The 26857-nt window shown below is 74.4% G+C and carries 22 protein-coding genes, 2 tRNA genes and 1 pseudogene; 10 read left to right on the top strand and 15 right to left on the bottom strand.

All coding sequences use genetic code 11. The annotated features are described in order from the left end of the window. The first annotated feature begins 49 nt into the window (after positions 1–49). The 3 genes from arfA to JIG38_RS02695 all read left to right on the top strand — a co-directional run bounded on the left by arfA (position 50) and on the right by JIG38_RS02695 (position 4014). The gene (gene arfA, locus JIG38_RS02705) at positions 50–1564 is read left to right on the top strand and encodes an arabinosylfuranosidase ArfA (protein ID WP_199421989.1); all 1515 of its coding nucleotides are present in this window, start codon (positions 50–52) and stop codon (positions 1562–1564) included. Then, a complete protein-coding gene (locus JIG38_RS02700; protein WP_199421987.1) occupies positions 1561–2574 on the top strand; it encodes a glycoside hydrolase family 43 protein in 1014 nt (337 codons plus the stop codon). Before arfA ends, JIG38_RS02700 begins: the two co-directional genes overlap by 4 nt. Positions 2575–3231: 657 nt before the next feature. Continuing rightward, positions 3232–4014 carry an immunity protein CdiI family protein gene (locus tag JIG38_RS02695; protein WP_199421985.1) on the top strand — a complete coding sequence of 261 codons (783 nt, stop codon included), beginning with the start codon at positions 3232–3234 and terminating at the stop codon, positions 4012–4014. A 51-nt stretch (positions 4015–4065) separates the two neighbouring features. Here the strand turns inward: JIG38_RS02695 and JIG38_RS02690 are convergent, their stop codons facing one another. The 5 genes from JIG38_RS02690 to JIG38_RS02670 form a co-directional block, all read right to left on the bottom strand. Further along, entirely contained in the window at positions 4066–4899 is an 834-nt protein-coding gene (locus JIG38_RS02690; protein WP_199421983.1) for a hypothetical protein, read from the bottom strand. A 196-nt stretch (positions 4900–5095) separates the two neighbouring features. After that, positions 5096–5938 carry an alpha/beta fold hydrolase gene (locus JIG38_RS02685; RefSeq protein ID WP_199421982.1) on the bottom strand — a complete coding sequence of 281 codons (843 nt, stop codon included), beginning with the start codon at positions 5936–5938 and terminating at the stop codon, positions 5096–5098. 194 nt (positions 5939–6132) lie between these two features. Continuing rightward, positions 6133–6205: transfer RNA gene (locus JIG38_RS02680), tRNA-Asn, on the bottom strand. A 115-nt stretch (positions 6206–6320) separates the two neighbouring features. Then, entirely contained in the window at positions 6321–6824 is a 504-nt protein-coding gene (locus JIG38_RS02675; protein ID WP_199421980.1) for a hypothetical protein, read from the bottom strand. Positions 6825–6866: 42 nt separating this feature from the next. Beyond that, entirely contained in the window at positions 6867–7745 is an 879-nt protein-coding gene (locus JIG38_RS02670) for a carbohydrate kinase family protein (protein WP_199421978.1), read from the bottom strand. A gap of 32 nt (positions 7746–7777) precedes the next feature. Between JIG38_RS02670 and JIG38_RS02665 the strand changes: the two genes are divergently transcribed. After that, positions 7778–7851: transfer RNA gene (locus tag JIG38_RS02665), tRNA-Ile, on the top strand. Here the strand turns inward: JIG38_RS02665 and JIG38_RS21215 are convergent. Next, complete coding sequence (locus JIG38_RS21215) at positions 7811–8962, bottom strand: YcxB family protein (protein ID WP_372419739.1); 1152 nt, start codon at positions 8960–8962, stop codon at positions 7811–7813. The two genes, JIG38_RS02665 and JIG38_RS21215, sit on opposite strands and share 41 nt — an antisense overlap. Before the next feature lie 212 nt (positions 8963–9174). On the opposite strand from JIG38_RS21215, the gene JIG38_RS02650 reads away from it, so the two are divergent. Together JIG38_RS02650 and JIG38_RS02645 are read left to right on the top strand one after the other, a co-directional pair. Then, the gene (locus JIG38_RS02650; RefSeq protein ID WP_199421976.1) at positions 9175–11355 is read left to right on the top strand and encodes a ribonucleoside triphosphate reductase; all 2181 of its coding nucleotides are present in this window, start codon (positions 9175–9177) and stop codon (positions 11353–11355) included. Between the two features lie 13 nt (positions 11356–11368). After that, positions 11369–12073 (top strand): anaerobic ribonucleoside-triphosphate reductase activating protein, encoded by a 705-nt coding sequence (locus tag JIG38_RS02645; protein WP_199421974.1) that lies wholly within the window; start codon positions 11369–11371, stop codon positions 12071–12073. Here JIG38_RS02645 and JIG38_RS02640 read toward each other — a convergent pair. The 4 genes from JIG38_RS02640 to JIG38_RS02625 all read right to left on the bottom strand — a co-directional run bounded on the left by JIG38_RS02640 (position 12070) and on the right by JIG38_RS02625 (position 16197). Further along, positions 12070–13872, bottom strand: a complete 1803-nt coding sequence (locus JIG38_RS02640) for a DNA/RNA non-specific endonuclease (RefSeq protein ID WP_199421972.1) — start codon at positions 13870–13872, stop codon at positions 12070–12072. The genes JIG38_RS02645 and JIG38_RS02640 overlap by 4 nt on opposite strands. A gap of 133 nt (positions 13873–14005) precedes the next feature. After that, positions 14006–14506 carry a hypothetical protein gene (locus JIG38_RS02635; protein WP_199421970.1) on the bottom strand — a complete coding sequence of 167 codons (501 nt, stop codon included), beginning with the start codon at positions 14504–14506 and terminating at the stop codon, positions 14006–14008. 7 nt (positions 14507–14513) lie between these two features. Then, a complete protein-coding gene (locus JIG38_RS02630) occupies positions 14514–14705 on the bottom strand; it encodes a hypothetical protein (RefSeq protein ID WP_199421967.1) in 192 nt (63 codons plus the stop codon). 22 nt (positions 14706–14727) lie between these two features. Next, positions 14728–16197, bottom strand: a complete 1470-nt coding sequence (locus JIG38_RS02625) for a helix-turn-helix transcriptional regulator (RefSeq protein ID WP_199421965.1) — start codon at positions 16195–16197, stop codon at positions 14728–14730. A 264-nt stretch (positions 16198–16461) separates the two neighbouring features. On the opposite strand from JIG38_RS02625, the gene aceA reads away from it, so the two are divergent. From aceA to JIG38_RS02605, 4 genes and pseudogenes are all read left to right on the top strand, one after another. Next, entirely contained in the window at positions 16462–17754 is a 1293-nt protein-coding gene (aceA, locus tag JIG38_RS02620; RefSeq protein WP_233404355.1) for an isocitrate lyase, read from the top strand. A gap of 56 nt (positions 17755–17810) precedes the next feature. Next, positions 17811–19493: pseudogene (aceB, locus tag JIG38_RS02615) on the top strand (malate synthase A); the annotation flags it as partial. 806 nt (positions 19494–20299) lie between these two features. After that, positions 20300–20791 carry a peptide deformylase gene (gene def / locus JIG38_RS02610; RefSeq protein ID WP_199421963.1) on the top strand — a complete coding sequence of 164 codons (492 nt, stop codon included), beginning with the start codon at positions 20300–20302 and terminating at the stop codon, positions 20789–20791. Positions 20792–20951: 160 nt separating this feature from the next. Continuing rightward, positions 20952–21452, top strand: a complete 501-nt coding sequence (locus JIG38_RS02605; protein ID WP_199421962.1) for a DUF3145 domain-containing protein — start codon at positions 20952–20954, stop codon at positions 21450–21452. Positions 21453–21741: 289 nt separating this feature from the next. On the opposite strand, the gene JIG38_RS02600 is transcribed toward JIG38_RS02605, so the two are convergent. The 5 genes from JIG38_RS02600 to JIG38_RS02580 all read right to left on the bottom strand — a co-directional run bounded on the left by JIG38_RS02600 (position 21742) and on the right by JIG38_RS02580 (position 26717). Continuing rightward, entirely contained in the window at positions 21742–22986 is a 1245-nt protein-coding gene (locus tag JIG38_RS02600; protein WP_199421961.1) for a beta-ketoacyl-[acyl-carrier-protein] synthase family protein, read from the bottom strand. A gap of 122 nt (positions 22987–23108) precedes the next feature. Next, on the bottom strand, positions 23109–23357 hold the full coding sequence (locus tag JIG38_RS02595; protein WP_182111431.1) for an acyl carrier protein: 249 nt from the start codon (positions 23355–23357) through the stop codon (positions 23109–23111). A 97-nt stretch (positions 23358–23454) separates the two neighbouring features. Further along, positions 23455–24459, bottom strand: coding sequence for a beta-ketoacyl-ACP synthase III (locus JIG38_RS02590; protein ID WP_199421960.1), 1005 nt, complete (start codon positions 24457–24459; stop codon positions 23455–23457). Continuing rightward, positions 24456–25442: an ACP S-malonyltransferase gene (locus JIG38_RS02585; protein WP_199421959.1), complete on the bottom strand. Its 987-nt coding sequence runs from the start codon at positions 25440–25442 to the stop codon at positions 24456–24458. The genes JIG38_RS02590 and JIG38_RS02585 overlap by 4 nt, the downstream gene beginning before the upstream one ends. A gap of 78 nt (positions 25443–25520) precedes the next feature. Continuing rightward, positions 25521–26717, bottom strand: a complete 1197-nt coding sequence (locus tag JIG38_RS02580) for a PucR family transcriptional regulator (protein ID WP_233404341.1) — start codon at positions 26715–26717, stop codon at positions 25521–25523. Positions 26718–26857: the final 140 nt, after the last annotated feature.

The following is a 26857-nucleotide window of genomic DNA, read 5'->3' as shown; positions in this document are numbered from 1 at the left end:
CGTCCCCACCCGTGGCGGAACCAGGTCCGCCCGAAGCACAGGAGCACGCATGCACAACGGCAGGCTGTCGATCGACCCCGCGTTCACCGTGGCGCCCGTGAACCGCCGGGTCTTCGGCTCGTTCGTCGAGCACATGGGCCGGTGCGTGTACGGCGGGATCTACGAGCCCGGGCACCCGACGTCCGACGACGACGGCTTCCGCGGGGACGTCCTCGACCTGGTCCGCGAGCTCGGCGTGACCGCGGTCCGCTACCCGGGCGGCAACTTCGTCTCCGGGTACCGCTGGGAGGACGGCGTGGGCCCGGTCGAGGACCGGCCGACCCGGCTCGACCCCGCGTGGCGCACGATCGAGACGAACGAGTTCGGGCTCAACGAGTTCATGGCGTGGGCGGCGAAGGCCGACATCGAGCCGATCATGGCGATGAACCTCGGCACCCGCGGCATGCAGGAGGCCATCGACCTGCTCGAGTACGCCAACCACCCCCAGGGCACCGCGCTGTCGGACGCCCGCATCGAGCACGGGGCCAAGGAGCCGCACGGCATCCGGATGTGGTGCCTGGGCAACGAGATGGACGGGCCGTGGCAGCTCGGCCACAAGACCGCCGAGGAGTACGGGCGCCTCGCCGCGGAGACGGCGCGCGCCATGCGCCAGTTCGACGCCGGCCTCGAGCTCGTCGCGTGCGGCAGCTCGGGGCGCCAGATGCCGACGTTCGGCGCGTGGGAGGCGACCGTCCTCGAGCACACCTACGACGTCGTCGACCTCGTCTCGGCCCACGCGTACTACGAGCTCGAGGGCGACGACCGCGCGAGCTTCCTCGCCTCGTCGGTCGACATGGACCGGTTCATCCGCGAGGTGGTCGCGACGGCGGACCACGTCGGCGCGCGGCTGTCCTCGTCCAAGCGGATCAACATCTCGTTCGACGAGTGGAACGTCTGGTACCTCAAGGACCTGCAGGCGAGCGGGATGCCGGACGACTGGACCACGGCGCCCCGCCTCAGCGAGGACGCCTACACGGCGCTCGACGCCGTCGTCGTCGGCTCGCTGCTCATCACGCTGCTGCGCCACGCCGACCGCGTGACCGCTGCGTGCCAGGCGCAGCTCGTCAACACGATCAGCCCGATCCGGGCCGAGCCGGGCGGACCCGCGTGGCGGCAGTCGATCTTCCACCCGTTCGCGCTCATGGCCCGCCACGCGCGGGGGACCGTGCTCGACCTCCGGGTCGACGGCCCGACGCTCGCGACCGCGCGGTACGGCGACGTCCCGACGCTCGACTCCGTCGCCACCTACGACGCCGAGGACGGGCGGCTCGCCGTCTTCGTGGTCAACCGCGACCCCGACGCGCCCGTCGAGGTCTCGACGGACCTGCGCACGTTCGGCGACGTCAGCCTCGTCGAGGCGACGCTCCTCGGGGGCGAGGACCTCGCTGCGGCGAACACCCAGGAGGACCCCGACCGGGTGGCGCCGCGCGCTCACACCGGGGCGTCCGTCGAGGGCGCCGCGCTGCGCCTCACGCTGCCGCCGGCGTCCTGGACGATGGTGCTCTTGCAGGTCGCCCGCGCATGACCGGCCGGCCGGGGGTCGGGGACGAGCCGTTCGGCTACCTCCTCGTGCACTTCGTCGAGGACCCGGACGGGTACGGCGAGCAGGTGTACTACTCCCTCAGCGACGGGGACGACCCATGCGCGTTCGTCCGGCTGAACGGCGGGCAGCCCGTGCTGCGGTCGGGCCTCGGGACGACCGGCGTGCGGGACCCGTTCGTCGTGCGGGGTGACGGCGAGTTCTTCCTCGTTGCGACGGACCTGCGCATCTACGGCGGGGACGACGCCGGCTGGGACGCGTGGACGCGGAGGGGCAGCCGCAGCATCCTCGTGTGGCAGTCGACGGACCTCGTCACGTGGTCCGAGCCGTGGCTGCTCGAGGTCGCGCCGCCGACGGCGGGCATGGCCTGGGCGCCCGAGGCGCTCTACGACGCCGAGCGCGGGGAGTTCCTCCTGTACTGGTCGTCGAAGCTGTACGCCGAGGACGACGTCGAGCACGCGGGCGACGCCTACAGCCGCGTCCTGGCGGCGTGGACGACCGATTTCCGCCGCATCGGGGAGCCCCATGTGCTCGTGGACCGGGGCGAGGACGTCATCGACACCACGATCCTCGTCGAGGACGGCGTCGTGCACCGGGTCTCGAAGCAGGAGTCGCTGGCCGCCGACTCGGCCAAGGTGTTCCACGAGGTGGGGCCGTCCCTGCTGTCCGACGCGTTCCGCACCGTCGCGACACGGATCGGCGCGGACGCGTACGAGCGGCTCGAGGGCCCCGTGCTGTTCCGGGCCCACGGTGAGGACGCCTGGTACCTGTTCCTCGACCAGTACGACCGGCGCCCCCAGGGCTACCAGGGCTTCCGCACGACGGACCTCGCGACGGGGCGGTGGGAGCTGCTGCCGCGTGACCGGTTCCACATGCCGCCGGACACCAAGCACGGGGGCGTCCTGCCGCTGCGAGGCGACGAGTGGCACCGGCTCGCCGCGGCGTTCGGCCCACCGACCCGCACCACGCCCGAGCGCGAGGCTCCCGTCCCCTGACCAAGGGGCACGTCCCCGCTGCCGATCCTGCACAGCGTGCCGTCGATGAGCTCGTCGGAGTCGGTCAGCGGCATGACCGTGCGGTCGCGGGCGAGTGAGCACAGATGGATGGGGAGTAGCGTCGTGTCGGTCCGCCGTGGTCGTCCAGTCCACCTTCGGCGCAGCCCGTGCTGAAGGGAGGCCAGCGGTGTCCGTTCCGCCCTTCGATGACGCATGCCGGGTCTGTGGCTTTGACATCGGCGGCGGCTGGGACGGCGGGCAGCCGATGTACATCATCTGCTCGTGCTGCGGCGCAGAGTCGGGTTTGGACGACCACCCGACGCGGACGGCGCTCGGGTACTTGATCGAATGGGTGGTAGCAGGCACGCCGTGGTTCGATCCGGCTGAGAAGCCGGATCACTGGAACCTCCGCGATCAGCTCCACAGAGCGGGTCTTCGCCGTCCAATACAGCGTCTGGACGCCTACGAGAACGGCTCGTACCCGGGCAATGGGCCGGTGGATCGCCGGTTCCCTACGAAGCCGTTCTGGCTGCGGCGCTCCCAAGAAGGACAGGTCCCGCCCGCGAGCGAGCCTTCGGGATGACAGCGCGGTCAGCGGCATGACCGGACAGTCTGTGGGCGCGGTCGTCGGGCGCTGGCTGCGCCGACAATGGTGCGGTGACGATCACACGGGCAGCGGTGCTTGATCAGCTGAGGATCGCCTTGTGGCGTTCGCGAGCGGGGATCCGCCCAGAGCCAGACCTGGTCGGGTTGGCCGTCGATGGCTTGGTGGCCGGTCTCGGCGGCTCGGCTCTGGCCGAGCTGGCGGGTGCCGACCGGCGCAATAGCCAGGACGTGCGTGACCTGTTCGAGGAAGTCGTGCTCGAGCAAGGCCTGGAGAATCCTGACGAGCAGACCGCGTTGTGGCACCTTGTGCGACTCACAGCCCGTCAGATCGTCGACGGCACCATCGAGCCCGGCCGCGGCGCCGCATGGCTGTGGCGCGAGGCTGAGTCTCGGGCCGAGCCCGAGGGGGACTTGCGCGTCTTCGTCGCCCTCGCCTCTGAGCTCGAGGACCACCCAGAGCACGCGCAGTACTACGGGACGGAGATCGTCCGTGAGGCTGCAGCGCTCCTGGCCCGAGCGAAGCCACGGCAATGGCTGCGCGTGCAAGCAGCGCCAGACCGCCCGCTGTCCCGATCAACCACCGGCGGCTACGTCCCAATCGACGTGGGAGTGCTGCACCTGCCGGCGGAACTGACCGCCGACCTAGACCGATGGAGCGCTCACTGGCATGAGGTGCAGAGCGCACGCGGCTTTGCGTCGATCCCCGACGCCGAACGTTTCGTCGACAGGGGCCGGGACCTAGCGCAGCGCGTGCAGACGAGCTTGGGTGAGACCTGGCACGTCGAGTACTACCCGGAGCCGATCCGGCCCCCAGGCGTGTGGGTGCGCGCGTGAGACCGGTCAGCGGCATGACCGTGCAGGGCTCGATCGAGGACGCTGCTGGGTTCAGCCCGCTATGAGGGGCAGGAGTCGCGCGGCCACTGTCTCGTCGATACCGAACTCACCTCGCCACCAACACGCCGGGTAGGGGACGTCGCTCCGGCCCGTCGGACGGTCCTGGCGGTCACGGAAGGGCACGAAGGTCGTCGCGAATCCGGGGTGGTCGGGTGCTGCGAGAACTCCGCAGACGCCAAGCACGGCTAGGAGCGACTCCCTACGTGCGGCATTGCTCTCGGGTAGGCCCGCAGAGCGTGACAGGGACGTCACGGTGGCATTTGCTGGCGCGCTGCGGAGGCGCTGTATCAGTGACCGCCCCAGTTCGACGGCGCGCGAGTCGAGGTCAGCGCGCGGCGCACGCAGGAACATCTCGAGGTCGAAAGTCGCATACTGGACCTCGTCGTGTCGGACGCCCCCCCACTGGAACCGCTCGAAGCTCATGACGTTCAGGTCGATCTCCTCGTCTGTCAGTGGCAGACCGCAGATGCCGCAAGTGCAGCCGCCGTCCCACGGGTCAGGCGCATGCTCGGGCAGCTGCGCGAGAAGGAACCACGAGGAGATCGCGGACCGTAGGTCACGCCGGCCCGCACCGAGGCTCGCCACAAAGGCGTTCGATACGTCCTCGAGGCGCACCCGATCCCGCAAGGCATGGGCGGCTGCTATCCACCCGTCGTGGTCGAGCCGGCGAGGTCCGGCAAAGAGGAGGCCCGCGTCGAGTGCCTTCCGCGGGAGCGCGGTGAGGCCACCCGCGCCGACTCGCCAGCCGTTCGGCCCCCAGAACGCCTCAACCAGCTCTGCCACCGCGCCCGGGTCGATCGAGTACTGACCTTCGGTCACTGCCATGAGCCCAATGGTGGCGGACGCGGGTGTGCGGCGGGGCTACTTCCGGACGACCGACCGGTCGTCGGCATGACCGGACTGGGGTGGCGACGCGTGACCGTGCCGACGCGAGTCGCGTGTGTCCCGCCAGCAGCGTTCGTGGTCGCCCGGCTGTGGGCGGTGCCTCGCCGGTGGACGCCCGAGTCGGCTGGTGCCTGACTCAGCCCGGGACCGTGGCGGGTGCCGGCTCGGTGTCGAGGAACGTCGTCACCGCGTCGACGACCATGGCGGTGCGGCTCAGGCCGAAGAAGTGCGTCGTCCCGGGGAAGACCGCGAGCTGGGAGGACGGGACTCCCTCGAAGTCACCGTTGACGTCCCCACCGCGCAGCTGGAGGAACCGCACCGCGTGCTCGAGGCGCACCATGTCGCAGTCGCCGACCGTGATGAGCGTGGGCGCCGAGATCCCGCGGACGTCGTCGTCCGACCAGCCGCCGAAGCCCTCGTCGAAGTGGCTCAGCTTGGTCAGCAGGTCCTGCAGCCTGTCCGGGTGCGGTGACTTCGAGCGGTAGGCGGCCTCCATGGGCGTGCCGGCGATCATGTCGACGGTCATCTCGGCGACCGCCTCGGTGTTCTCGCCGCGGTCACCGTCGGGGTGGAACGAGACGGACGAGACCACGAGCCGCCGCACGCGCTCGGGGTGGCGGATGGCCAGGTGCAACCCGACCGCTCCGCCGATGCTGAAGCCGAAGACGTCCACCTGCGCCAGCCCGAGGTGGTCGAGCAGGCCGATGACGTCCGACGCCAGCCCGGCGGCGGTCAGCGGGCGGTCGACGTCGTCGGTGCGGCCGTGCCCCTGGAAGTCCGTGGCGACCACCTGCCGGCCGTGCGACAGGTGGGGGAGCAGCGCGCCGAACTGCTGATCGATGTCGAAGAGTCCGCCGTGCAGCAGGAGCAGAGGGGTGCCACCTGCCCCGTGCACCTCGTAGTACATCCGCATGCCGTTCACCGGCGCGTACCCCGTCGTGACGGACTGCTCGGACGTCCTGGCGGTCTGCTCGGTCACGTGACTCTCCTCTTTCGGGCGTTGTAGGAGGTCTGACCGTTCGTCGCGGCTGATCTGATCGGGCGGCGTCGCGGGCACCCCGGAGACCGTCTGACCCGTCGTCGAGGCTGACGGATCGGCCGCGGGCGACGAGGCGGGCGGCGGACATGCAGAAGGCCCCGTCGAGCTGGGGCCTGACCTGCGGAGATGCTGTGCTCCCGCGACTGGACTCGAACCAGTAACCGTCCGATTAACAGTCGGATGCTCTGCCAATTGAGCTACGCGGGATCGGCGGTTCGCAATGCTACCCGATGCTCGGCGGTGCACCGGCACCGGTGGCCGGGGGTGCCCGGAGTGTCCGGAAGGATCACCCGCGGACCGGCCGCGGAGGCCTGCGCGAGGCTCAGGCGAGCCCGGCGGCCTCGCGCACCTTCGCCTCCGCCTCGTCGACGGCGGCGGCCGTCCGCGGGTCGCTGAGGTCCACGCGCCCGTCGCCGAGCACCTGGGTGAGGAGGCCGCCGTCGGCGTCCCGGCGCAGGGCCACGCGCACGACGGCGCCGCCGGGGACCGTGACGCGAGCCGTGTGCACGACCGAGGACTGGACGCGCTCGTGCACCGCGCGGGCGAGCACGCGCGCGTGCTCGGCGTCGAGGTGCAGCACGGAGGCGGGGGAGCCGTCCACCCACGTCACGGTCAGCTCGGCGGTCTCGGGGTCGAGGCGCGCACCGTCGACGTCGCTCCATGCGCGCCGCAGCGCGCCGGCGCCCGCGACGTGCAGGTGCAGCGTCGTCGCGACCGCCCAGCCGTCGGTGAGCGGTGCCGTCGCGAGCACCTTCTCGCCGCGCCGCAGCTCGAGGGAGCCGCGGACGTCGTCGGGCAGGCGGGGGGCGCGTCGCAGGAGGGCCATGCCCTCAACGTAACCGGCACCGGCCCGTCCGGCGTCGCCGCGTCAGACGATCCCGGCCAGGCGACGGACCTGGTCGAGGTCGACGTCGGCCACCAGGTCCGGTGACGCGACGGCCAGGGCGCCCGCTGCCGCGCCGAGGCGCAGGCACGTAGCCAGCGGCAGCCCGTCGAGACGTCCGCGCAGCATCCCGGCGACGAACGCGTCGCCCGCGCCGTTGGTGTCGACCACCGTGACGTCGGCCACGGCCGGCACCTCGACCCACCCCTCGTCGCGGCCGAGGGCGACGGCACCGCGCGCACCCGCGGTGCACACCGCCCACCGCGCACCGGCCGCGACCCGCTCCGCGAGGTACGCGCGAGGGTCGGGCAGGCGGTCGGCCGAGACCACGAGCACGTCCGCCGCGTCGACGAACGGCCGGTGGAAGTCGGCGACGCCGTCGTGGTCGTGGACGTCGCACCACACCTCGCTCGCCACCGCACGGAGGGCCGGCAGCGCGTCCCGCACGTGGCCCGCGAGGTCGGCCACGACGACGTCGGCGCTCGCGGCGAGCTCGAGCACGGCGGGCGGCGGCGGGCCGGGGTCGGGCGGCAGGTCGAGGTAGATCGACAGGCGGCCGCCGTCGGGCGTCATGAGGTTGAGGTGGCGCTCGCTCGGGCCGGGCGTGCGCGCGGCGGTGAGCGTGAGACCGGGGTGGGCGAGCGCGGCCGCGATGCGGTCCGCGCCGTCGTCGTCGCCGAGCGCCGTCCGCAGCGTGACCGGGACGCCCAGGCGGGCGAGCGTGAGCGCCTTGCCCGCGGACGTGCCGCCGAGGCCGTCGCGGTGGCCGCGCGCCATGACGGTGTGGGGGTGGGGCTCGGGGAGCGCGTCGACGTCGACGAGGGTGTTCCACGAGGCGGGACCGGCGACCAGGACGTGCGGCACCCGGCGACCCTAGTCCCGTAGCCTTGCGCCGCGGGCCAGTAGCTCAGCCGGTCAGAGCAGCGGACTCATAATCCGTCGGTCGTGGGTTCAAGCCCCACCTGGCCCACCCGCGGCGGTGCCGAGCCGACGTGCCGGGCGAGGAGCGCCCGCACCCGGTCGACGTCGCCGGGGGAGGCCGCACCCCGCTTGGCGAGCAGCCAGAACGTCCCCGACCACGCGCGGTCGCTCAGCAGCACGAACGAGCGCTCGGTCTCGACGACCCGCGCGACACGGTCCCACCCGTAGCGGCCGCTCGAGGCGCCCGCGTCGACGACGAGGCCGTCGTCGGGCGCCAGCCGGGCGATCCTCTCCTCGCGCAGGGCGGGCTCCTTGCCCCACGAGCGACGGACGGCGCGGCGCAGCATCGGACGCTCGAGCACGGCCATCGCGGCCACGAGGAGCAGGAGGACCACGGTGACCGGCTCGCGCGTGAGCACCGCCCCGAGGGCGACGAGAGCCAGGGCGCCGAGCAGCACGGCGAGGCGACGGGTGCGGCGCGCACGTGAGCGCGCCTCGAACGCCTCGACGTAGTCCTCGACCGCGGGGAGCCAGCGCAGCGTGACCGCGTCGGAGGGGGACGCCGGGCCCGGGGCGGCGGGCGCGTCCCACGGCGCGTCGGTCGCCCCGAGGGCGGCGAGGGCGCCGGCCCGCGCGGCGCCGTCGCGCGCGGCCCGCGTCTCGTGCGCGAGCAGCGCGCGGAGGCGGTCGACGTCGGCGGGGTCCTGAAGGCCGCGCTTGGGGAGCACGGTGACGTAGCCCACGCGCTGCCCGCCGACCGTGAGGACGAACGACCGTCGCGTCTCGAGCAGCCGCGTCAGGTGCGTCCACTCCGTCTGCGTCGTCGCACCGCGGCTCACCGAGGTGATGCCGACACCCGGCTCCACGCGCGCCCGGGTCGGTCCCCGCCCCGCGAGCCCGGCCCGCCACAGGCGGCGCACCGCGTGTCGCGTGGCGAGGGGCGCGGCCAGCACCCCGACGCCCACGCCCGCCGCGAGCGGCAGGAGGTCGGGGGTGCCGGAGAGCGCGGCCGCCACGCACGCGACCACCACGGCGCCGCCGAGGAGGGTGAAGGCCCTCAGCCTGCGGTCGGCGCGGTCGCGGGCCCGGTAGGCGTCGACGTAGTCCGCCTGCTCGGGGGTCCACGCGAGCTCGACCGTGGCGCGGTCGTCTGCCGTCATGCTCGCTCGCTCTCGGAGACGGTCGGGGCGCGCGCACGCTACCGCCGACGGCGTCGTCCGGCGGGGCTGGGCCGGGAGCGACACGCCGGTCGCGGTGGGCGCGCGCGAGCCCGCTGCGGCCGTGGTCGGGACGAAGGTCCTCGCCATGATCGGAGTCGACCGCCATCGTTCTCCCCGTATCTAGTGGCTGAGTTGGCGGACGGGCACAACATGTGGTCCCGCTCGCGGAGCGGGGGGTCGTCATGGGCGTCGTCGGGGTCATCAAGCGCAGCGGGTCGGCGGTGCCGTTCGAGCCCGGGCTGATCGCGTCCGCGATCGCCCGGGCCGCGCTCGCCACGGGAGCCACCGACGTCGAGCACGCGGAGGCCTACGCGGCGCCGGTGGCCGACCGCGTGCTCGCGCGTCTCGCCGCCGAGGACGTGCCGTACCCGCACGTCGAGCACGTCCAGGACCTCGTCGAGGAGGCGCTGCTCGCGGCCGGGCACACGGGGACGGCGCGGGCGTACATCGCCTACCGGGCCCAGCACGCCCGGCTGCGGGACGACGCGCGGACCGTGGTCGACGTCGTCTCCTCCGTCGACGAGTACCTCGACCGGTCGGACTGGCGGGTCAACGCGAACGCCAACCAGGGCTGGTCGCTCGGCGGGCTCGTGCTCAACACCGCCGGCAAGGTGACCGCCAACTATTGGCTCTCGCACGTGTACCCGCCGGAGATCGGCCACGCGCACCGCGACGGGGCGATCCACCTGCACGACCTCGACATGCTCGCGGGGTACTGCGCGGGCTGGTCCCTGCGCACCCTGCTCGCCGAGGGGCTCGGCGGGGTCCCCGGCGCGGTCGAGTCCGGTCCGCCGAGGCACTTCTCGTCCGCCGTCGGCCAGGTGGTCAACTTCCTCGGGACCATGCAGAACGAGTGGGCCGGCGCCCAGGCGTTCAGCTCGTTCGACACCTACATGGCGCCGTTCGTCCGCCTCGACGGGCTCACCTACGACGAGGTGCGCCAGGGTGTCCAGGAGCTCGTGCACAACCTCAACGTGCCGTCCCGGTGGGGCACGCAGACCCCGTTCACCAACCTCACCTTCGACTGGACCTGCCCCCCGGACCTGCGGGACCAGGTCCCCGTCGTGGGCGGCGTCGAGCAGGACTTCACCTACGGCGAGCTGCAGGCCGAGATGGACCTCATCAACCGGGCCTACATCGAGGTCATGACGCGCGGCGACGCGTCCGGCCGGGTGTTCACGTTCCCGATCCCGACGTACAACATCACGCGCGACTTCCCGTGGGAGTCCCCGAACGCCGAGGCCCTGTTCGAGATGACGGCGAAGTACGGCCTGCCGTACTTCCAGAACTTCATCAGCTCCGACCTCGAGCCGCACCAGATCCGGTCGATGTGCTGCCGCCTCCAGCTCGACCTGCGCGAGCTGCTCAAGCGGGGCAACGGGCTGTTCGGCTCGGCCGAGCAGACCGGCTCCGTCGGCGTCGTGACCGTCAACTGCGCGCGCCTGGGCCACACGCACCGGGGCGACGAGGCGGGCTTGCACGCCGAGCTCGACCGGCTGCTCGTGCTCGCGCGCGACGCCCTGGAGATCAAGCGCAAGGTCGTCGGCCGCCTCATCGACGAGGGCCTCTACCCGTGGACGAAGCGCTACCTCGGCCGCGGCCTGCACAACCACTTCTCGACCATCGGGGTCAACGGCGTCAACGAGATGATCCGCAACCTCACGGGCGACGCGCACGACATCACGACGCCCGAGGGGCACGCGATCGCGCTGCGCCTGCTCGACCGCGTGCGCGCGCGGATGGTCGAGTTCCAGGAGACGACGGGCCACCTGTACAACCTCGAGGCGACGCCCGCCGAAGGCACGACGTACCGGTTCGCCAAGGAGGACCGCCGCCGCTACCCCGGGATCCTCCAGGCCGGGACCGACGAGAACCCGTACTACACGAACTCGACGCAGCTGCCCGTGGGCTTCACGGACGACCCGTTCGAGGCGCTCGCGCGCCAGGACGAGCTGCAGACGAGGTACACCGGCGGCACCGTGCTGCACCTCTACATGTCGGAGCGCGTGTCGAGCGCGGCGGCGTGCCGCGCGCTCGTCCGCCGCGCGCTCGAGAACCACCGGCTGCCGTACGTGACCGTGACGCCGACGTTCTCGATCTGCCCCGGCCACGGCTACCTCGCGGGCGAGCACGCCACGTGCCCGCGGTGCGCCGCGGCGGACCCGGCGGCGCCGCCCGTGACGTGCGAGGTGTGGACCCGCGTCATGGGCTACCACCGGCCGGTGAGCTCGTTCAACGTCGGCAAGAAGGGCGAGCACGCGGAGCGCGTCCCCTTCCTCGAGGCGCGCGCCGACGACGCCGGCCGGATCGTGGCGGCCGTCGGTGCGCCCTGACGCGGGGGTGGCCGTGGCCGGCCCCACCCGGCCGGCCGAGCGCGCCGCGCCGGCCGGGCGCGCGCAGGCCACGGCCGCGTCGCTGGCGATCGCCGGCCTCGTGCCGCTGTCGACGTGCGACTGGCCCGACCGGCTCGTCGCGACGGTCTTCCTCCAGGGCTGCCCCTGGCGCTGCGGCTACTGCCACAACCCCGCGCTGCTCGACCCGCGCGAGCCAGGCCGGCTGCCCTGGTCGGACGTGACGGCGCTGCTCGCGCGTCGCGCGGGCCTGCTCGACGGCGTCGTCTTCTCGGGTGGCGAGCCGACGCGCCAGGCGGGCCTGCTCGACGCCGTCCGGCAGGTGCGGGCCGCGGGCTTCGGCGTCGGCCTGCACACCGCGGGCGCCTACCCGCGGCGCCTCGCGGCGCTCCTGCCCTGGGTGGACTGGGTCGGCCTCGACCTCAAGGCGCCCTCCGGCCGGTATGACGACGTCACCGGCGTCCCCGGCAGCGCTCGCCCGGCGTTCGCCTCGCTCCGGCTCGCGCTCGACGCCGGCGTCGCCCTCCAGGTGCGCACGACCGTCGACCCGACGGTGCTGGACGAGCTCGAGGTCGCCCGGCTCTCCGCGCTCCTCGCGGGACTGGGCGTGCGCGACCACGTGCTCCAGGAGGTCCGGACCGAGGGCGTGCGCCCGGAGTACGCCGAGGCGCTCGCACGCGCGGCGACCGCGCGGGCCTAGAGGACCACCTGGTCGAACGACCTCAGCTCGACGGGTGCGGCCTGCGCGCCCCGCTCGGCCGGGAGCCGGTCGGCGGCGGGCAGCGGGCCGAGGTCGAGGCCGGTCGTCTCGGCGATCGAGGTGATCGACACCTGGAACGTCCGATACGCGCCGAGCTCCTCGAGCGCGCGCGGAGCGCCCCGGCGTTCGCGCTCGAGCAGCGCGGCGAGCAGCTCGGACTGGTCGAGGAGGTAGCCGGTCGCGCCGAGCCCGTCCTCGCGGGCCCAGACGGCGACCTTCCAGAACCGGCGCGGGAGCAGGACGCCGCGGTACTCGGGGTCGTCGTCGGCGAGCACCGGACCGCTGAGCACGCTGAGCCGCGTGTCCGTGCGGTCCGCGTGCTCGAGCACGTAGTCCTCGAGCCCGAGCCAGAGGTCCTTCGACTGGTTGAAGACCGCGACCTGGGGCGCCGCGTTGGTGTAGTGGAAGGTGTCCTCGTTGGCGGCGGCGGCGGTCGCGTCGTCGCCCCAGACCGGGTCCATGCGCCGGACGAGGTGACCGCGGTCGAGGTCGTTGTCCTGGTAGACCGGGGCGCCGGCCTGCGAGCCCGACGGAACCCGGCGGTCGTTGCGCCAGCGCTCGCCCCCGCGCGCGAGGTCCAGGAGCCGGGCGCCGTCGACGTTGACGGCGGTCGCCGCCGCGAGGCGCCGGTCGGGACGGAGCAGGACCGTGAAGTGGACGTAGTCGAGCGCCACCGTGGCGGGCGCCGCGCCACCGCGGCCGTCCGCCGGCGTCGGCAGGGGCACGGGCTCCGCGAGGAACCCCGGGTCGTAGCCGAGGTGCGTCGGGCGGTCGTCCCCGGACGCGGGCGCCAGGGAGCGCTCGGCCGGCGCGGGCGAGCGCTCCGTCGCCGACCCGCGCCCCCGGGGCGCCGCGCGCGACGTCGACCGGTCGACCCCCGGGTCGAGGCGCGCGGCGAGCAGGGCGAGCACGGTCCCGGCGATGTCGTCGGGGATGGCGTCCGCGACCGCCTCGGCCACCTCCTGCGGGTCGGGGATACCGCGCTCCGTCGCGCCCAGGAGCGTGGGCAGCGCGTTGGACAGGGCCAGGCGCACGTCCCGGGTGTCCTCCCGGATCCCGCTGAGCGCGTCGGGCAGCCCGTTGACCTGGTCGAGCACGCTCTTGAGCCGGTGCCGGTCCGTCTGCTCCTGCGGCACGGCTGCGCCGTTGTTGGCCCCGTGCGCCCCGACGAGGTCGCGCAGCATGCGCTCCATGCGGTTGATCTGCTCCTGGTCGACCATGTCGTCGTCCTCCTCCGCTGCTGCCGCCACGACGAATGTCGCGCCCGCGCCGTGCGTCCAGTGCCACGCCTCGTTGATCGACCGGCCCTCGGCGTTGGTCCAGCCGAGGTCGTGCGCGCACGCCTCGAACTGGTCGAACGCGGCCGTCCGGTACTTCAGCCCGACGACGTCGACCGTGATCCCCAGCCCGTGGTTGGAGGTCCCCGGCACCGCCGCGGCGGAGAAGACCGGCAGGCGCCACCACGTCTGCAGCACGCCGTTGCCGTCCCACTTCCGGGGGTCGATGCCCGTCCGGAACGCCGGGGTGTACCGCTGGCGGAACAGGCGCTCCTGCTCGGCGAACGGCCGGTAGGCGTTGAGGCGGCCGTTGATGGCCGGAGTCCAGCCGAAGCGCCGCCGCACCTCCGCGCGCACGGCCTCCCAGGCCGTCGCCGCGCCGGACGTGAGGAAGGCTCCCGGCAGGCTCGGTACCGGCGTCAGCAGGGCCGTGTCGATCCGGCCGTTGGCGACGCGCGCCATGGCACCTCCCCCCGCGCGCGGGCGGACGTCACCCGGGTCGGGCGACGGGGCGCCGAGCGGACGCCCGCTGCTCCGAGCATGACCATCCGGCGACGGCTGGGCAAGGTCCCAGCCCCCTCCGGGCCAGGTGGGGTCAGCCGGCGGGGCGGTCGCCCGACGACGGCTCGGTGGCCGCCGTCGCCAGCGTCGCGAGCCACGCGCCCGTGCCGGGGGCGAGGACGACGGGCGCCTCGTACGACGTCGGCTCCGGGCCGTCGACCGTGACGACGAGGTCGGCGGGCAGCGGGTTGTGCAGGGCGATCCCCAGCAGGTGGCCGAGGAAGCCGCGCGCCCGCAGGCGACGTCGGGCGCGTCCCGAGAGGAGCTCCTGGACCACCGCGGCCGTGTGCCGCCGCGGCACGTCGAGCTCGACGACGTCCTCGACGACGACCAGGTCCTCGCCGTCGCGGTGCAGCCGGACGACCACCGACGGGACGCCCGGGATCTCGACCGGGACCCACGCGCGGCGCCCGTCGAGCGGGTCGTCGTCCTCCCACGGGTCGGCCTCGGGGACCGGCACCGGCTCGCGGCCGTGGCGCGTCGCGACCTCCCACAGCGCGCGGACCGCCGACTGCGTCGCGTCGTCGAGGGCCACGGGTGCCTCAGCGGCTCTCGGTGACCATGACGGTCACGAGGAAGAGCGCCGACCCGGCGGCCAGCGCGCCGACGGCGAGGCGGAAGGTGCGTCGCTCGCCTGCGCTGTCGTCCACCTGGCCGAGCCGGAACGCCCGGACGAGGAGGACGGCGCCGGCGAGCGTGAGGACGCCCCCGAGGGCGATGAGGACGGGCTGCACGACGCCCAGTCTGCCGTGCGCGTCAGGCGGGCGCGTGCCGCTCGAGGAACGTCAGCACCTCCGTCTGGTCGACGCCCGGGAACACGCCCGCCGGGAGCGCCGCGAGCGTGCTCGCGTGCGGCCGCGCCGCGGGCCAGGCCCGGCCGGCCCAGCGCTCGGCGAGGTGGTCCGGCGGCCGCCGGCAGCACGTGGGGTCGGGGCAGCGGGACGTCGCGCGCTCGCGGGTCTCGCGCCCCTGGAACCAGCGCACCTGGGCGAACGGCACGCCCACGCTGACCGAGAACTCGCCGTCGGGCCCGGACTGGACCCGCGACGTGCACCAGAAGGTGCCCGACGGCGTGTCCGTGTACTGCGAGTACGGGCTGATCCGGTCCGGGATCGCGAACACCGTGCGCGCGGTCCAGCGGCGGCAGACCGGCTGACCCTCGATCGCGCCGAGCGGGTCGCTGGGGAACGCGACGCCGTCGTTCTCGTACGCCTTGTGCAGCGTCCCGCTCTCGTGGACCTTCATGAAGTGCACCGGGATGTCGAGGTGCCGCGTCGCGAGGTTGGTGAACCGGTGCGCCGCGGTCTCGTAGGTCACGGCGAACGCGTCGCGCAGGTCCTCGACGGACAGCCGCCGGGCCGCCTTCGCCTCGCTGAGCATCGCGACCGCCCCGTCCTCGGGCAGCAGGAGCGCGGCGGCCAGGTAGTTGGCCTCGACCCGCTGGCGCAGGAAGTCGCCGTAGTCGCGCGGCTCGCGGTGCTCGAGCACGTAGGACGCCAGCGCCTGCAGGAGCGGCGACCGGGGGTCCGTGGACGCGTGGTGCGGCAGGTAGACGCGGCGGTGCTCGAGGTCGGTGACCGAGCGGGTCGAGTGCGGCAGGTCGGCGACGTGGTGGAGCGTGAAGCCCAGGTGGGCGGCGATCTCGGCCGAGCCCCGCTGCGACAGGGGCCCGCCCGGGTGCCCGACGGCGGCCAGCAGCCTGCGCGCGTGCGCCTCGAGCTCGGGGAAGTAGTTGTCCTGCGCGCGCATCGTCGAGCGCAGCTCGGCGTTGGCGCGGCGCGCCTCCTCCGGGGTCGCGGCGCGCTCGGTGAGCAGGCGCTGCAGCTCCTCGCCCAGGCGGAGGAGCGCCTGGAGCGCGTCGGTGGGCAGGGAGCGCCCGACGGCGACCGCGGGGATGTCGAGCGACGAGAACAGCGGCCCGCGCTGGGCGCGGACCAGGGCGATCTCGAGCGCCGCGCGCGCCGACGGCGGCTCGTCGACGATCAGCGCGGCGACCGGCACCGCGAGCGCGGCCGCGACCTGCTGGAGCAGCGAGACCTTCGCCTCGCGGTGGCCGTTCTCGAGCATGGAGATCTGCGACGGGGCGCGCCCCACGGCGGCGCCCAGGTCCTCGAGCGTCATGCCGCGCGCCGTCCGGACGTGGCGGATCCGGCGGCCGATCGTGAGCGCGTCGGCGCCCGGGGCCGTGTCGGCCGGGGCGGGTGCTCCCGTGTGCGTCGTCGTCATGCGTCCACGCTCGCAGCGGCCGCGTGGCGGCACCAGGTTCCGTGGCCGTGAAGAACGCCGGTTCTTCACGCGCGACGCACGGCGGTCCGGGCCGGCCCGGGGCCCACGGTGGACGCACGGCCCGACCCGCGAGCCGGCGAGAGGAGCACCACCGTGAGCACCACGACCACGCACCGTCCGGCCGGCGCGACCGGCGCGACCGGCGCGCCCCGCCCGACCGGCACGCCCGGCCCGACGCCCGCCACGTCGTCCGACGCGCGCCGACTGCCCGGGGACCCGCACGAGACGGCCGAGGAGATCGCCGCGGGCTGGGCGTCCGACCCGCGCTGGCACGGCATCCGCCGCGACTTCACCGCGGCGGACGTCGTCGCGCTGCGCGGCCCGGTCGTCGAGGAGCACACGCTCGCCCGCCGCGGCGCCGCGCGGCTGTGGGACCTCCTGCACACCCGCGAGTGGGTGCCGGCGCTCGGCGCGCTCACGGGCAACCAGGCGGTCCAGCAGGTGCGCGCCGGGCTCGAGGCGATCTACCTGTCGGGGTGGCAGGTCGCGGCCGACGCGAACCTCGCGGGCCAGACGTATCCCGACCAGAGCCTGTACCCGGCCAACTCGGTGCCCGCCGTCGTGCGGCGGATCAACAACGCGCTCCTGCGCGCGGGGCAGGTGGAGCACGCCGAGACGGGGACGACGTCGCGCGAGTGGATGGCCCCGGTCGTCGCGGACGCCGAGGCCGGGTTCGGCGGGGCGCTCAACGCCTACGAGCTCATGACGGCGATGATCGCCGCCGGCGCGGCCGGCGTGCACTGGGAGGACCAGCTCGCGGCCGAGAAGAAGTGCGGCCACCTGGGCGGCAAGGTGCTCGTGCCCACGGCGCAGCACGTGCGCACGCTCAGCGCGGCCCGGCTCGCGGCCGACGTCGCCGGCGTGCCGACCCTCGTCGTCGCGCGGACGGACGCGCTCGGTGCGGACCTGCTCACGTCCGACGTCGACCCGGCCGACGCGCCGTTCCTCACGGGCGAGCGCACGTCCGAGGGCTACCACCGCGTCCGGCCGGGGCTCGACGCCGTCGTCGCCCGCTGCTCGGCGTACGCGCCCTACGCCGACCTGCTCTGGGTCGAGACGTCCGAGCCCGACCTCGGCCTCGCCCGCGAGTTCGCCGAGGCGATCCACGAGCGGTTCCCCGGCAAGCTGCTCGCGTACAACTGCTCGCCGTCGTTCCACTGGCGCGGCCACCTCGACGACCCGACGATCGCGCGGTTCCAGCGCGAGCTCGCGTCGTACGGGTACGCGTTCCAGTTCATCACCCTGGCCGGCTTCCACGCGCTCAACCACTCGATGTTCACGCTCGCGCGCGGCTACGCCCGGCGCGGCATGAGCGCGTACGTCGAGCTCCAGGACGCCGAGATCGCGTCCGAGGCCGACGGCTACACCGCGACCCGCCACCAGCGCGAGGTCGGCACCGGGTACTTCGACCGCGTCGCGACGACGGTCGACCCCCGCAGCACGACGACGGCCATGGCCGGCTCGACGGAGACCGCCCAGTTCACGGGTCGGCACTGAACGTCGCCGTCGCGCGCCGGACGCACCCACGCACCCAGACCGAGGAGACGAGCACCATGACGACCCTGACCACACCCACCACGCCCACCCCGCGCACCCCACGCACCCCACGCACCTCGATGGCGGCGGCCACCGGCACGACGTCGCGCGTCGAGGTCCGCGGCCCGTGGGTCCCGGGCACCGAGCAGGTCCTCACGCCCGCCGCCCTGGAGCTCCTCGGCGAGCTCCACGCCGAGTTCGCGGGCCGCCGCCACGACCTGCTGCTCGAGCGGCAGCGGCGCCGCGAGGCCGTCGCCAACGGCGCCGACCTCGACCTCCTCCCGGAGACGGCGGGCGTGCGGTCCGACCCGTCCTGGCGCGTGGCCGGTCCCGGCCCGGGGCTCGAGGACCGTCGCGTGGAGATCACGGGGCCGACGGACCGGAGGATGACGGTCAACGCGCTCAACTCGGGCGCGCGCGTCTGGCTCGCGGACCTCGAGGACGCGACGTCGCCGACCTGGCGCAACGTCGTCGGCGGCCAGCACAGCCTGCTCGACGCGGTGCGCGGCCGGGTGGACTTCACGTCCGCCGAGGGCAAGGAGTACCGGGTCCGCACCGACGGGCGCACACCGACGATCGTCATGCGCCCGCGCGGCTGGCACCTCGCCGAGAAGCACCTGTGCGTCACGGACCGCACCGGCCAGCGTTCCCCGGCGTCCGCGAGCCTCGTCGACGCCGGCCTCTACGCGTTCCACAACGCGCGCGCGCTCGTCGACGGCGGGCGGGGGCCCTACTTCTACCTGCCCAAGCTCGAGAGCCACCACGAGGCCCGGCTGTGGGACGACGTCTTCACGCTGCTCGAGCGCCGGCTCGGCCTCGACCACGGCACGATCCGCGCGACGGTGCTCATCGAGACCGTCACGGCCGCGTTCGAGATGGAGGAGATCCTGCACGCCCTGCGCGACCACTGCGCGGGCCTCAACGCGGGCCGGTGGGACTACATCTTCAGCATCATCAAGACGTTCCGGGACCGCGGTCCGCGCTTCGTCCTGCCGGACCGCTCGGCCGTGACGATGGAGGTGCCTTTCATGCGCGCCTACAGCGACCTCCTCGTCGCGACGTGCCACCGGCGCGGCGCCCAGGCGATCGGCGGCATGTCGGCGTTCATCCCCAACCGGCGCGACCCCGAGGTCACGGCCCGCGCGCTCGAGCAGGTGCGCCGGGACAAGCAGCGCGAGGCGGCGGCGGGCTTCGACGGCACCTGGGTGGCCCACCCGGACCTGGTCCCCGTGGCCGCCGAGGTGTTCGACGCGGTGCTGGGGGAGCGGCCCGACCAGCGGGACGTGCGCCGCGAGGACGTGCACGTCACGGCGGACGACCTGCTCGACGTCGCCTCAGCGGGCGGTCGCGTCACCGACGCCGGCGTGCGCTCCGACGTCTCCGTCGCGCTGCGCTACCTGGAGTCGTGGCTGCGCGGCACGGGCGCCGCCGCGATCGACGACCTCATGGAGGACGCGGCGACCGCCGAGATCGCGCGCTCCCAGCTCTGGCAGTGGATCCACCACGGGGTCACGACGGTGGACGGCACGCGCGTGACGCGTGAGCACGTCGCGTCGGTGCTCGCGGACGTGCTCGCCGGGCTGGAGCGCACCCCCGGGGACCGGTTCGACGACGCCGCGGACGTGCTGCGGCAGGTTGCGCTGGGCGACGACTTCCCGACGTTCCTCACCCCCGCCGCCAAACCCCACCACCTCGTCGAGTCGGCCGGCGCCGGCGGCCGGGCGGCCGGGGGGCCGGGGCCGCCCGTCGGCTGTGGCGTGCGCCGTGGCGCGGCTCGCGAGCGCTGCGCTCAGAACGCGCCGCTGCCGCCGACCCTCGGCCCGTCGTCGGTCGTGCCCGTCGTGCCGGTCGTGCCCGTGGTCGTGCCGCCCGTGCCCGTCGTGCTCGTGCCCGAGAGGTCCTCCGTGCTGGTCTCCCACGTGTCGCCGACCTGCTCCTGGCCGCGGCCGGTCACGGCGCCGGTCGCCGAGCGCACCGCACCGCCGACCTTGTCCTTGAGGTCCGGTGCCTTCTCCTTGACGAACGTGCTCGCCTCGGAGACGGTGCCCTGGACGCGGGGGTCCTGCCAGAGCGTCTGGGCCGACGACCGGATCTTCTCGAACTGCTCACGGCCGGCGCGGGTGCCGAGGACGTAGCCCACGGCTCCGCCGAGGAGGAAAGCTGCCTTCATCCGCATGATCGGTCCTTTCGTCGGGTGCGCCGCGGGGGCGCCTCGCTGCTTCCGAGCCTAGGCGCGGGACGCGCGGCCCGCAGGGGCTACGGCCGCCGCCGGTGGCGCGGTGCGGCCCGAGGACGGACAGTGGCGGTATGGGACGACTCCTCAAGTACCTTCCGATGATCATCGCCGGCGTCAAGTGGTACCGGAACCGCCGCCAGGAGCGCGCGGCCCGGGTGGCTACGCCGCGCTGAGCCCCGGCCGACGTCGGACGCTGACGGCGCCGACCGCGCCCTGCGCGCGGCGGCGTCGTCAGCGCTCGCGCGTCGGCGGTCATGGCAGGATCGAGCCATGGCGATGAGAGAGATCCGTGTGGTGCCGGACCCGGTGCTGCGCACCCCCTGCGAGCCGATCACGGAGATCGACTCCCGCGTCCGCTCGCTCGTCGAGGACCTGCTCGAGACCGTGGACCACGAGGGCCGCGCGGGGCTCGCCGCCAACCAGATCGGCGTGAGCCTGCGAGCCTTCTCCTGGAACATCGACGACGACCTCGGCTACGTGCTCAACCCGCGCATCGTCGAGCTGTCCGAGGACGAGTACCAGGACGGCGACGAGGGCTGCCTCTCGGTGCCCGGCCTCTGGTACCCCACCCACCGCGCCTGGTACGCGCGAGTGGTCGGGGAGGACCTCGACGGCAAGGAGGTCGTGGTCGAGGGCACCGAGCTCATGGCACGCTGCCTCCAGCACGAGGTCGACCACCTCGACGGCATGCTCTACCTCGACCGGCTCGAGCGCAGCGTGCGCAAGAAGGCCATGCGGGCCATGCGGGAGCAGCTCGCCTGAGCTGGGGCGGCCCGCGCCCGGGCCGCCGCCGGTGCTCCTGCTGGCGCTGCGGCCCGAGGATCAGGCATGCTGGGCCCAGCACGCCGCGTGACCATGCAGCCTCCCGGCACGGGATGAGGTCGTTGGGGAAGACGACCCTCGACCCGTCAGGAGGTGTGACATGGCTGGTGCCATCACCCGCGGTGTACTTTTCGTGCACTCGGCACCCCGTGCCCTGTGCCCCCACATCGAGTGGGCTGCCGGCGGTGTGCTGGGCAGCCGACTCGTCATGGACTGGACCGAGCAGCCGGCCGCGCCCGGCATGTTCCGGGCCGAGGTCTCGTGGCAAGGCGCCCAGGGCACCGGCGCGCGCCTCACGTCCGCCCTGCGCGGGTGGGCGCACCTGCGGTACGAGGTGACCGAGGAGGCGAGCCACGGCGCCGACGGCGCCCGCTGGAGCCACACGCCCGAGCTGGGCATCTTCCACGCCGCCACGGACGTGCACGGCAACACGATGGTCCCCGAGGACCGCATCCGCGCCGCTCTCGAGCACGCCGGCGACGCCGACCGCATGCGCCGCGAGCTCGACCTCGCCCTCGGCCAGGCCTGGGACGACGAGCTCGAGCCCTTCCGCTACGCCGGCGCGGGCGCCCCGGTCCGCTGGCTCCACCGCGTCGGCTGAGCGTCGGGGCCGGTCTCAGGCCCGCGCGATCGGGGTCGCGGTGGAGCGCGGTGCGGTGCACCGGCCGTCCATCCGGCGCTGACGCGCCTCCCGCCAGGCCCGCCAGGCCGGCGCACCACACCACGCTCCACCGCTGGGATGTGCGACTCGGCCCGCTCCGAGCCGCTCGAGCCCTGTGGAGACGAGCATCCGGACGTCTGGGCGCGTTGTGTACGGGTCGACCTGCGAGAGACGTTCGGGTGCGAGCATCCGGACGGCACGAGCCGGCGCGACCCGCCCGGCGGACGGCTCAGGCGGAGGTGACCACCAGGGCGACGTTGTGGCCGCCGAAGCCGAAGGAGTTGTTGATCGCGGCGATCTGGCCGTCGGGCAGCGCGCGCGGCGTGCCGCGTACGAGGTCGAGGACGAGGTCCGGGTCCGGCTGGTCGACGTTGATCGTCGGGGGCGCCTGGCGGTCGTGCAGCGCGAGCACCGTGAAGATCGTCTCGAGCGCGCCCGCCCCGCCGAGCAGGTGGCCCGTCATCGACTTGGTCGCCGACAGCGCGACGCGGTCGGCCGCGTCACCCAGCACGGTCCGGACGCTGCGCGCCTCGATGAGGTCGCCGACGACGGTCGACGTCGCGTGCGCGTTGACGTGCACGACGTCGCTCGCCGCGACGCCCGCCTGCGCCAGGGCCGCGTTCATCGCCGTGACCTGGCCGATCCCGTCCGGGTCGGGCGAGGTGATGTGGTAGCCGTCGGCGCTCAGGCCCACGCCGGCGATGCGCGCGTAGACGGTCGCGCCACGCGCCGCGGCGTGCTCGGCCGACTCGAGCACGACGATGCCGGCGCCCTCGCCGAGGACGAAGCCGTCGCGCTGGGTGTCGTACGGCCGCGACGCCGCGGCCGGGTCGTCGTTGCGCGTCGAGAGCGTGCGCGACGCCGCGAAGGCGGCGAGCGGCATGGGGTGGATCGCCGCCTCGGTGCCGCCCGCGACGACGACGTCGGCCCGGCCCGTGCGGATCATGTCCGCGGCGTAGCCGATGGCCTCCGCGCCGGACGCGCACGCCGAGACGAGCGCGTGCGCACCCGCGCGGGCGCCCAGCTCGAGCTCGACGTAGGCGGCGGGGGAGTTGGGCATGAGCATGGGGACCGTCATCGGCAGGACGCGGCGCGCGCCCTTCTCGCGCAGGGTGTCCCACGCGTCGAGCGTCGTCCAGATGCCGCCGATGCCCGAGGACACGACGACGCCGAGGCGCTCCGGCGCGATCTCGGGTGAGCCGGCGTGGGCCCACGCCTCGCGCGACGCGATGATCGCGTACTGCGCGGACGGGTCCATGCGCTTCATCTCCGGACGCGCGAGGACCTCCTCGGGACGGACCTTCAGCTGCGCGGCGAAGGACACGGCGATGCCGTAGGTCTCCGCCCAGTCGTTGTCGAGCGTGCGCGCGCCGGACTCGCCCGCGAGGGCCGCCCGCCAGGTGCTGGGCACGTCGCCACCGAGGGGCGTCGTCGCGCCGAGACCGGTGATGACGACGTCGGGTGTGGTGCTCACGGTTCCTCCTGGACGAGCGGGGTACGAGCGGGGTGCTGACGGGCCGCGCGGCCGGCCGGGCTGCTCACGGGGGAGCGGCCCGGCCGCGCCGGGCGGTCGGTGCGTGCGGGGTGGGGCGGGCGTCAGCCCTGCGCGCCGTTGATGTAGGCGACCGCGTCGCCGACCGTGGTGAGGTTCTTGACCTCGTCGTCGGGGATGCGCACGGAGAAGCGCTCCTCCGCGAGGGTCACGATCGTCATCATGGACAGCGAGTCGATGTCCAGGTCGTCGGTGAAGGACTTCTCGGACGAGACGGAGTCGGTCGGCAGGCCGGTCTCCTCGCTGACGATCTCGGCCAGGCCGGTGAGGATCTCCTGCTCGCTGTACGCCATCGTGTGTCTCCTTGTGTGGTGGCGGTCGGCTCCCGGTCGGGCGCCTGACGACTGTGGTCCGGGACGCCGACGGCGCTCCGGTCGTGCGGGCGGGCGCTCAGGGGAGCACGACCACCTGGGCGGCGTAGACGAGGCCCGCGCCGAAGCCGATCTGCAGCGCGAGCGCGCCGCTGCCCACCTGACCCTCGCGCAGGAGGCGCTCGGTCGCGAGCGGGATCGAGGCGGCCGACGTGTTGCCGGTGTCCGCGATGTCGCGGCCGACGACCACGTGCTCGGGCAGCTTGAGCTGCTTGATCATCTGGTCGATGATCCGCATGTTCGCCTGGTGCGGGACGAACGCCTCGATGTCCTGCGGGCCCACGCCTGCGGCGGCCATGGCCTTCTCGGCGACCGGCGCCATCTGCCACACGGCCCACTTGAAGACGCTCGCACCCTCCTGGCGCAGCGTCGGCCACGGGCCCTGCTGCTCGTGCGCGTCCTTCCAGGACTGCGTCTGGCGGATGAGCTGCGCCTGGCCGCCGTCGGAGCCCCACACGGTCGGGCCGATGCCCGGGGTGTCCGACGGCCCGACGACGACGGCGCCCGCGCCGTCACCCAGGAGGAAGGAGATGGACCGGTCGGCCGGGTCGATGAAGTCGCTCATCTTCTCGGCGCCGATGACGAGCACGTGGCGTGCGTTGCCCGACCGGACGAGCGCGTCGGCCTGCGCGATGCCGTAGCAGTAGCCGGCGCACGCCGCGGAGATGTCGTACGCGGCGGCGGGGGTCGCGCCGATGCGGTCGGCGACGATCGCCGCGCCCGCGGGGGTCTGGTGGAAGTAGGTCACGGTCGACAGCAGGACGGCGTCGATGTCCGAGCCGGTGAGCCCCGCGTCCTCGACGGCCGCCCGGGCCGCGCCCTCGGCCAGGTCGAGGACGTCCTGGTCCTGCCGCGCACGACGGCGGGTCACGATGCCCGTGCGCTGGCGGATCCACTCGTCCGAGGAGTCGATGGGGCCGGCGACGTCGTCGTTGGTGACGACGTTCTCGCCGCGGACCGCGCCGAGGCCGAGGATCCGGGAGTGCGCGGGCCCGACGGCCTGGGTCAGGGTGGGTCGGCTCACGCCTCGGTCTCCTCGGTGGTCGGTGCTGCGCCGGACGATGCCGCGGCGTGGCGGAGGACGAGGTCGCGCGCGGCCTCGAGGTCGGCCGGCGTCTTCACGGCGACCGTCTCCACCCCCGGCAGGCTACGCCGCGCGAGCCCGGTGAGGACACCGGCCGGCGCCAGCTCGACGAGGCCCGTGACGCCCAGGGCCAGGAGGGTCTGCTGGCACAGGTCCCAGCGCACGGGGGCGACCACCTGCTGCGCGAGGCGCGCGAGGACGTCCGCGGCGGAGCCGTGCCCGTGCGCCCCGCCGGCGTAGGGCGCGCCGTCCGCGTCGGACAGGAACGGGAGGGTCGGGTCCTGGGCGGACCAGCCGGCCGCGACCGGGCCGAAGACGTCGACCGCAGGCTGCATGTAGGGCGTGTGGAAGGCCCCGGCGACCTGGAGCGGGATGACGCGCGCCCGGGCGGGCGGCTCCGCCGCGAGGCGCGCGAGGCCCTCGAGCGAGCCCGCGGCGACGACCTGCCCGCCGCCGTTGACGTTCGCCGGGTGCAGGCCCGCACGCTCGATCGCGGCGAGCACCTCGTCGGCGTCGCCGCCGACCACCGCGCTCATCCCCGTGGGCTCGAGCGCGGCCGCGTCGGCCATGGCGCGGGCCCGGACGGCGACGAGGCCCGCGGCGCCGGCGTCGTCCAGCACGCCCGCGACCGCGGCGGCGGCGAGCTCGCCCACGGAGTGCCCCGCCGTGACGTCGGGACGGAGCGCGGGGAGCGCGTCCTCGAGCGCGCGGTACGCGAGCAGGGAGGCGGCCACGATGAGCGGCTGCGCGACGGACGTGTCCCGGATGGTCTCGGCGTCCGACGTCGTGCCGTGGGTGCGGAGGTCGGTGCCCGCCGCGTCGGCGAGGGCGTCGAGCCGCTCCGCCGTCCCGGGGAGCTCGAGCCAGGGGCTGAGGAAGCCCGGGGTCTGGGAGCCCTGCCCGGGGCACACGATGGCTAGCACCCGACCACTGTGCCGGTCACCGCGGGCCCGTCCTGGGCACGACGCCCACCAACCTCGGGACGGGCTCTTGTGCGGACCCTACAAAGTGCGGGCGGCCAGCTCCGTCGCGCCCGGCGGCGGCGCGAGCCGGCCGAGGGCGAGCGCCGTCTGCAGCACGTACGCCTCCCGCGCGTCGAGCGGGTCCCAGCCGGTGACCTCCGCGACCTTGCGCAGGCGGTACCGCACGGTGTTGGGGTGGACGTAGAGCACGCGGGCCGCCGCCTCGAGCGAACGGCCGTTCTCGACGTGGGCCGCGAGGGTCTCCAGGAGGGAGCCGCCGGCCGCCACGAGGGGCCGGTACGCCTGCTCGACGAGCGTGCGCCGGGCGACGACGTCGCCCACGAGGACGCGCTCGGGCAGCAGGTCGTCGGCGAGCACGGGGCGGGGCGCCGTCGGCCACGCCGCCGCGGCCGCGAGTCCCGCGAGCGCGGCCGAGGCGGACCGGCCCGCCTCGTCGAGGCTGGGCACGGCGGGGCCGATGACGACGGGGCCGGGGCCGAAGCGCGGCAGGAGCGAGGTGGCCGCGGCCCGCAGGTCGCCCTCCCCGCCCAGCACGACGACGAGCCGGTCGCCCTGGATGCCCACCAGCGCGTCGTCGGCCGAGCGGCGGGTCGCGCGACGGAGCTCGGCGGCCCGCACGTCGTCCAGCGGGTCGACCGTGGTGCCCACGAGGACCAGGGTGCTGCCGTGCCCCGACCAGCCGAGGGCGGCGACGCGCGACCGCAGCGCGTCGTCGGCGTCGCCGCGCACGATCGCGTCGACGACCAGGGCCTCGAGGCGCGCGTCCCACGCGCCGCGGACCTCGGCGGCGCGCGCGTAGACCTCGGCCGCCGAGAACGCGACCTCCCGCGAGTAGCGCAGCACCGCCTCGCGCAGGTCCCGTTCGGCGCCGGGGGCGGCGAGCCGGTCGCTGTGCTCCTCGACGACCTCGACCACGAGGCGCACGAGCTGGAGCGTGTGCTGCAGCGAGATGGAGCGCGTGAGCTCGGGCGGCGCCGCCGCGAAGATCTCGCTCGCGCCGTGGGGCGGCGTGCTCGGGTCCGAGAACCACGTGATGAAGCTCGAGATGCCGGCCTGCGCGACCAGCCCGACCCAGGAGCGGTCCTCCGCGGGCAGCGCGCGGTACCAGGCGAGGTTCTCGTCGAGCTTGCGCATCGCGGCCGCGGTGAGCAGGCCCGTGCCGTCGTGCAGACGGCGCAGGGTGTGCGCCTGGTCGCGCTGCACCGGGGGGACCATGGCGCCGAGCATAGGGCTCGCCGGGCCGCCGGCGGGTACGGCGGACCGCACCGCGGCGGCGCCGGCGTCTGCCGGCCCCGTTGTAGGGAGGCGACAAGCCGGTCGTCCACCGCGGCGGCCGCCGCCGGGCGGGGCGAGCC

It is taken from the genome of Actinotalea solisilvae (assembly GCF_016464425.1).
GTDB lineage: Bacteria > Actinomycetota > Actinomycetes > Actinomycetales > Cellulomonadaceae > Actinotalea > Actinotalea solisilvae.
This window is presented reverse-complemented; position numbering and strand designations above follow the sequence as displayed.

Coding starts and splice junctions, on each gene's coding strand:
- arfA (WP_199421989.1), top strand. CDS start 50: ATGCACAACGGCAGGCTGTCGATCGACCCCGCGTTCACCGTGGCGCCC.
- JIG38_RS02700 (WP_199421987.1), top strand. CDS start 1,561: ATGACCGGCCGGCCGGGGGTCGGGGACGAGCCGTTCGGCTACCTCCTC.
- JIG38_RS02690 (WP_199421983.1), bottom strand. CDS start 4,899: ATGGCAGTGACCGAAGGTCAGTACTCGATCGACCCGGGCGCGGTGGCA.
- JIG38_RS02675 (WP_199421980.1), bottom strand. CDS start 6,824: ATGGCCCTCCTGCGACGCGCCCCCCGCCTGCCCGACGACGTCCGCGGC.
- JIG38_RS21215 (WP_372419739.1), bottom strand. CDS start 8,962: ATGACGGCAGACGACCGCGCCACGGTCGAGCTCGCGTGGACCCCCGAG.
- JIG38_RS02640 (WP_199421972.1), bottom strand. CDS start 13,872: ATGGCGCGCGTCGCCAACGGCCGGATCGACACGGCCCTGCTGACGCCG.
- JIG38_RS02625 (WP_199421965.1), bottom strand. CDS start 16,197: ATGACGACGACGCACACGGGAGCACCCGCCCCGGCCGACACGGCCCCG.
- def (WP_199421963.1), top strand. CDS start 20,300: ATGGCGATGAGAGAGATCCGTGTGGTGCCGGACCCGGTGCTGCGCACC.
- JIG38_RS02605 (WP_199421962.1), top strand. CDS start 20,952: ATGGCTGGTGCCATCACCCGCGGTGTACTTTTCGTGCACTCGGCACCC.
- JIG38_RS02595 (WP_182111431.1), bottom strand. CDS start 23,357: ATGGCGTACAGCGAGCAGGAGATCCTCACCGGCCTGGCCGAGATCGTC.
- JIG38_RS02580 (WP_233404341.1), bottom strand. CDS start 26,717: ATGGTCCCCCCGGTGCAGCGCGACCAGGCGCACACCCTGCGCCGTCTG.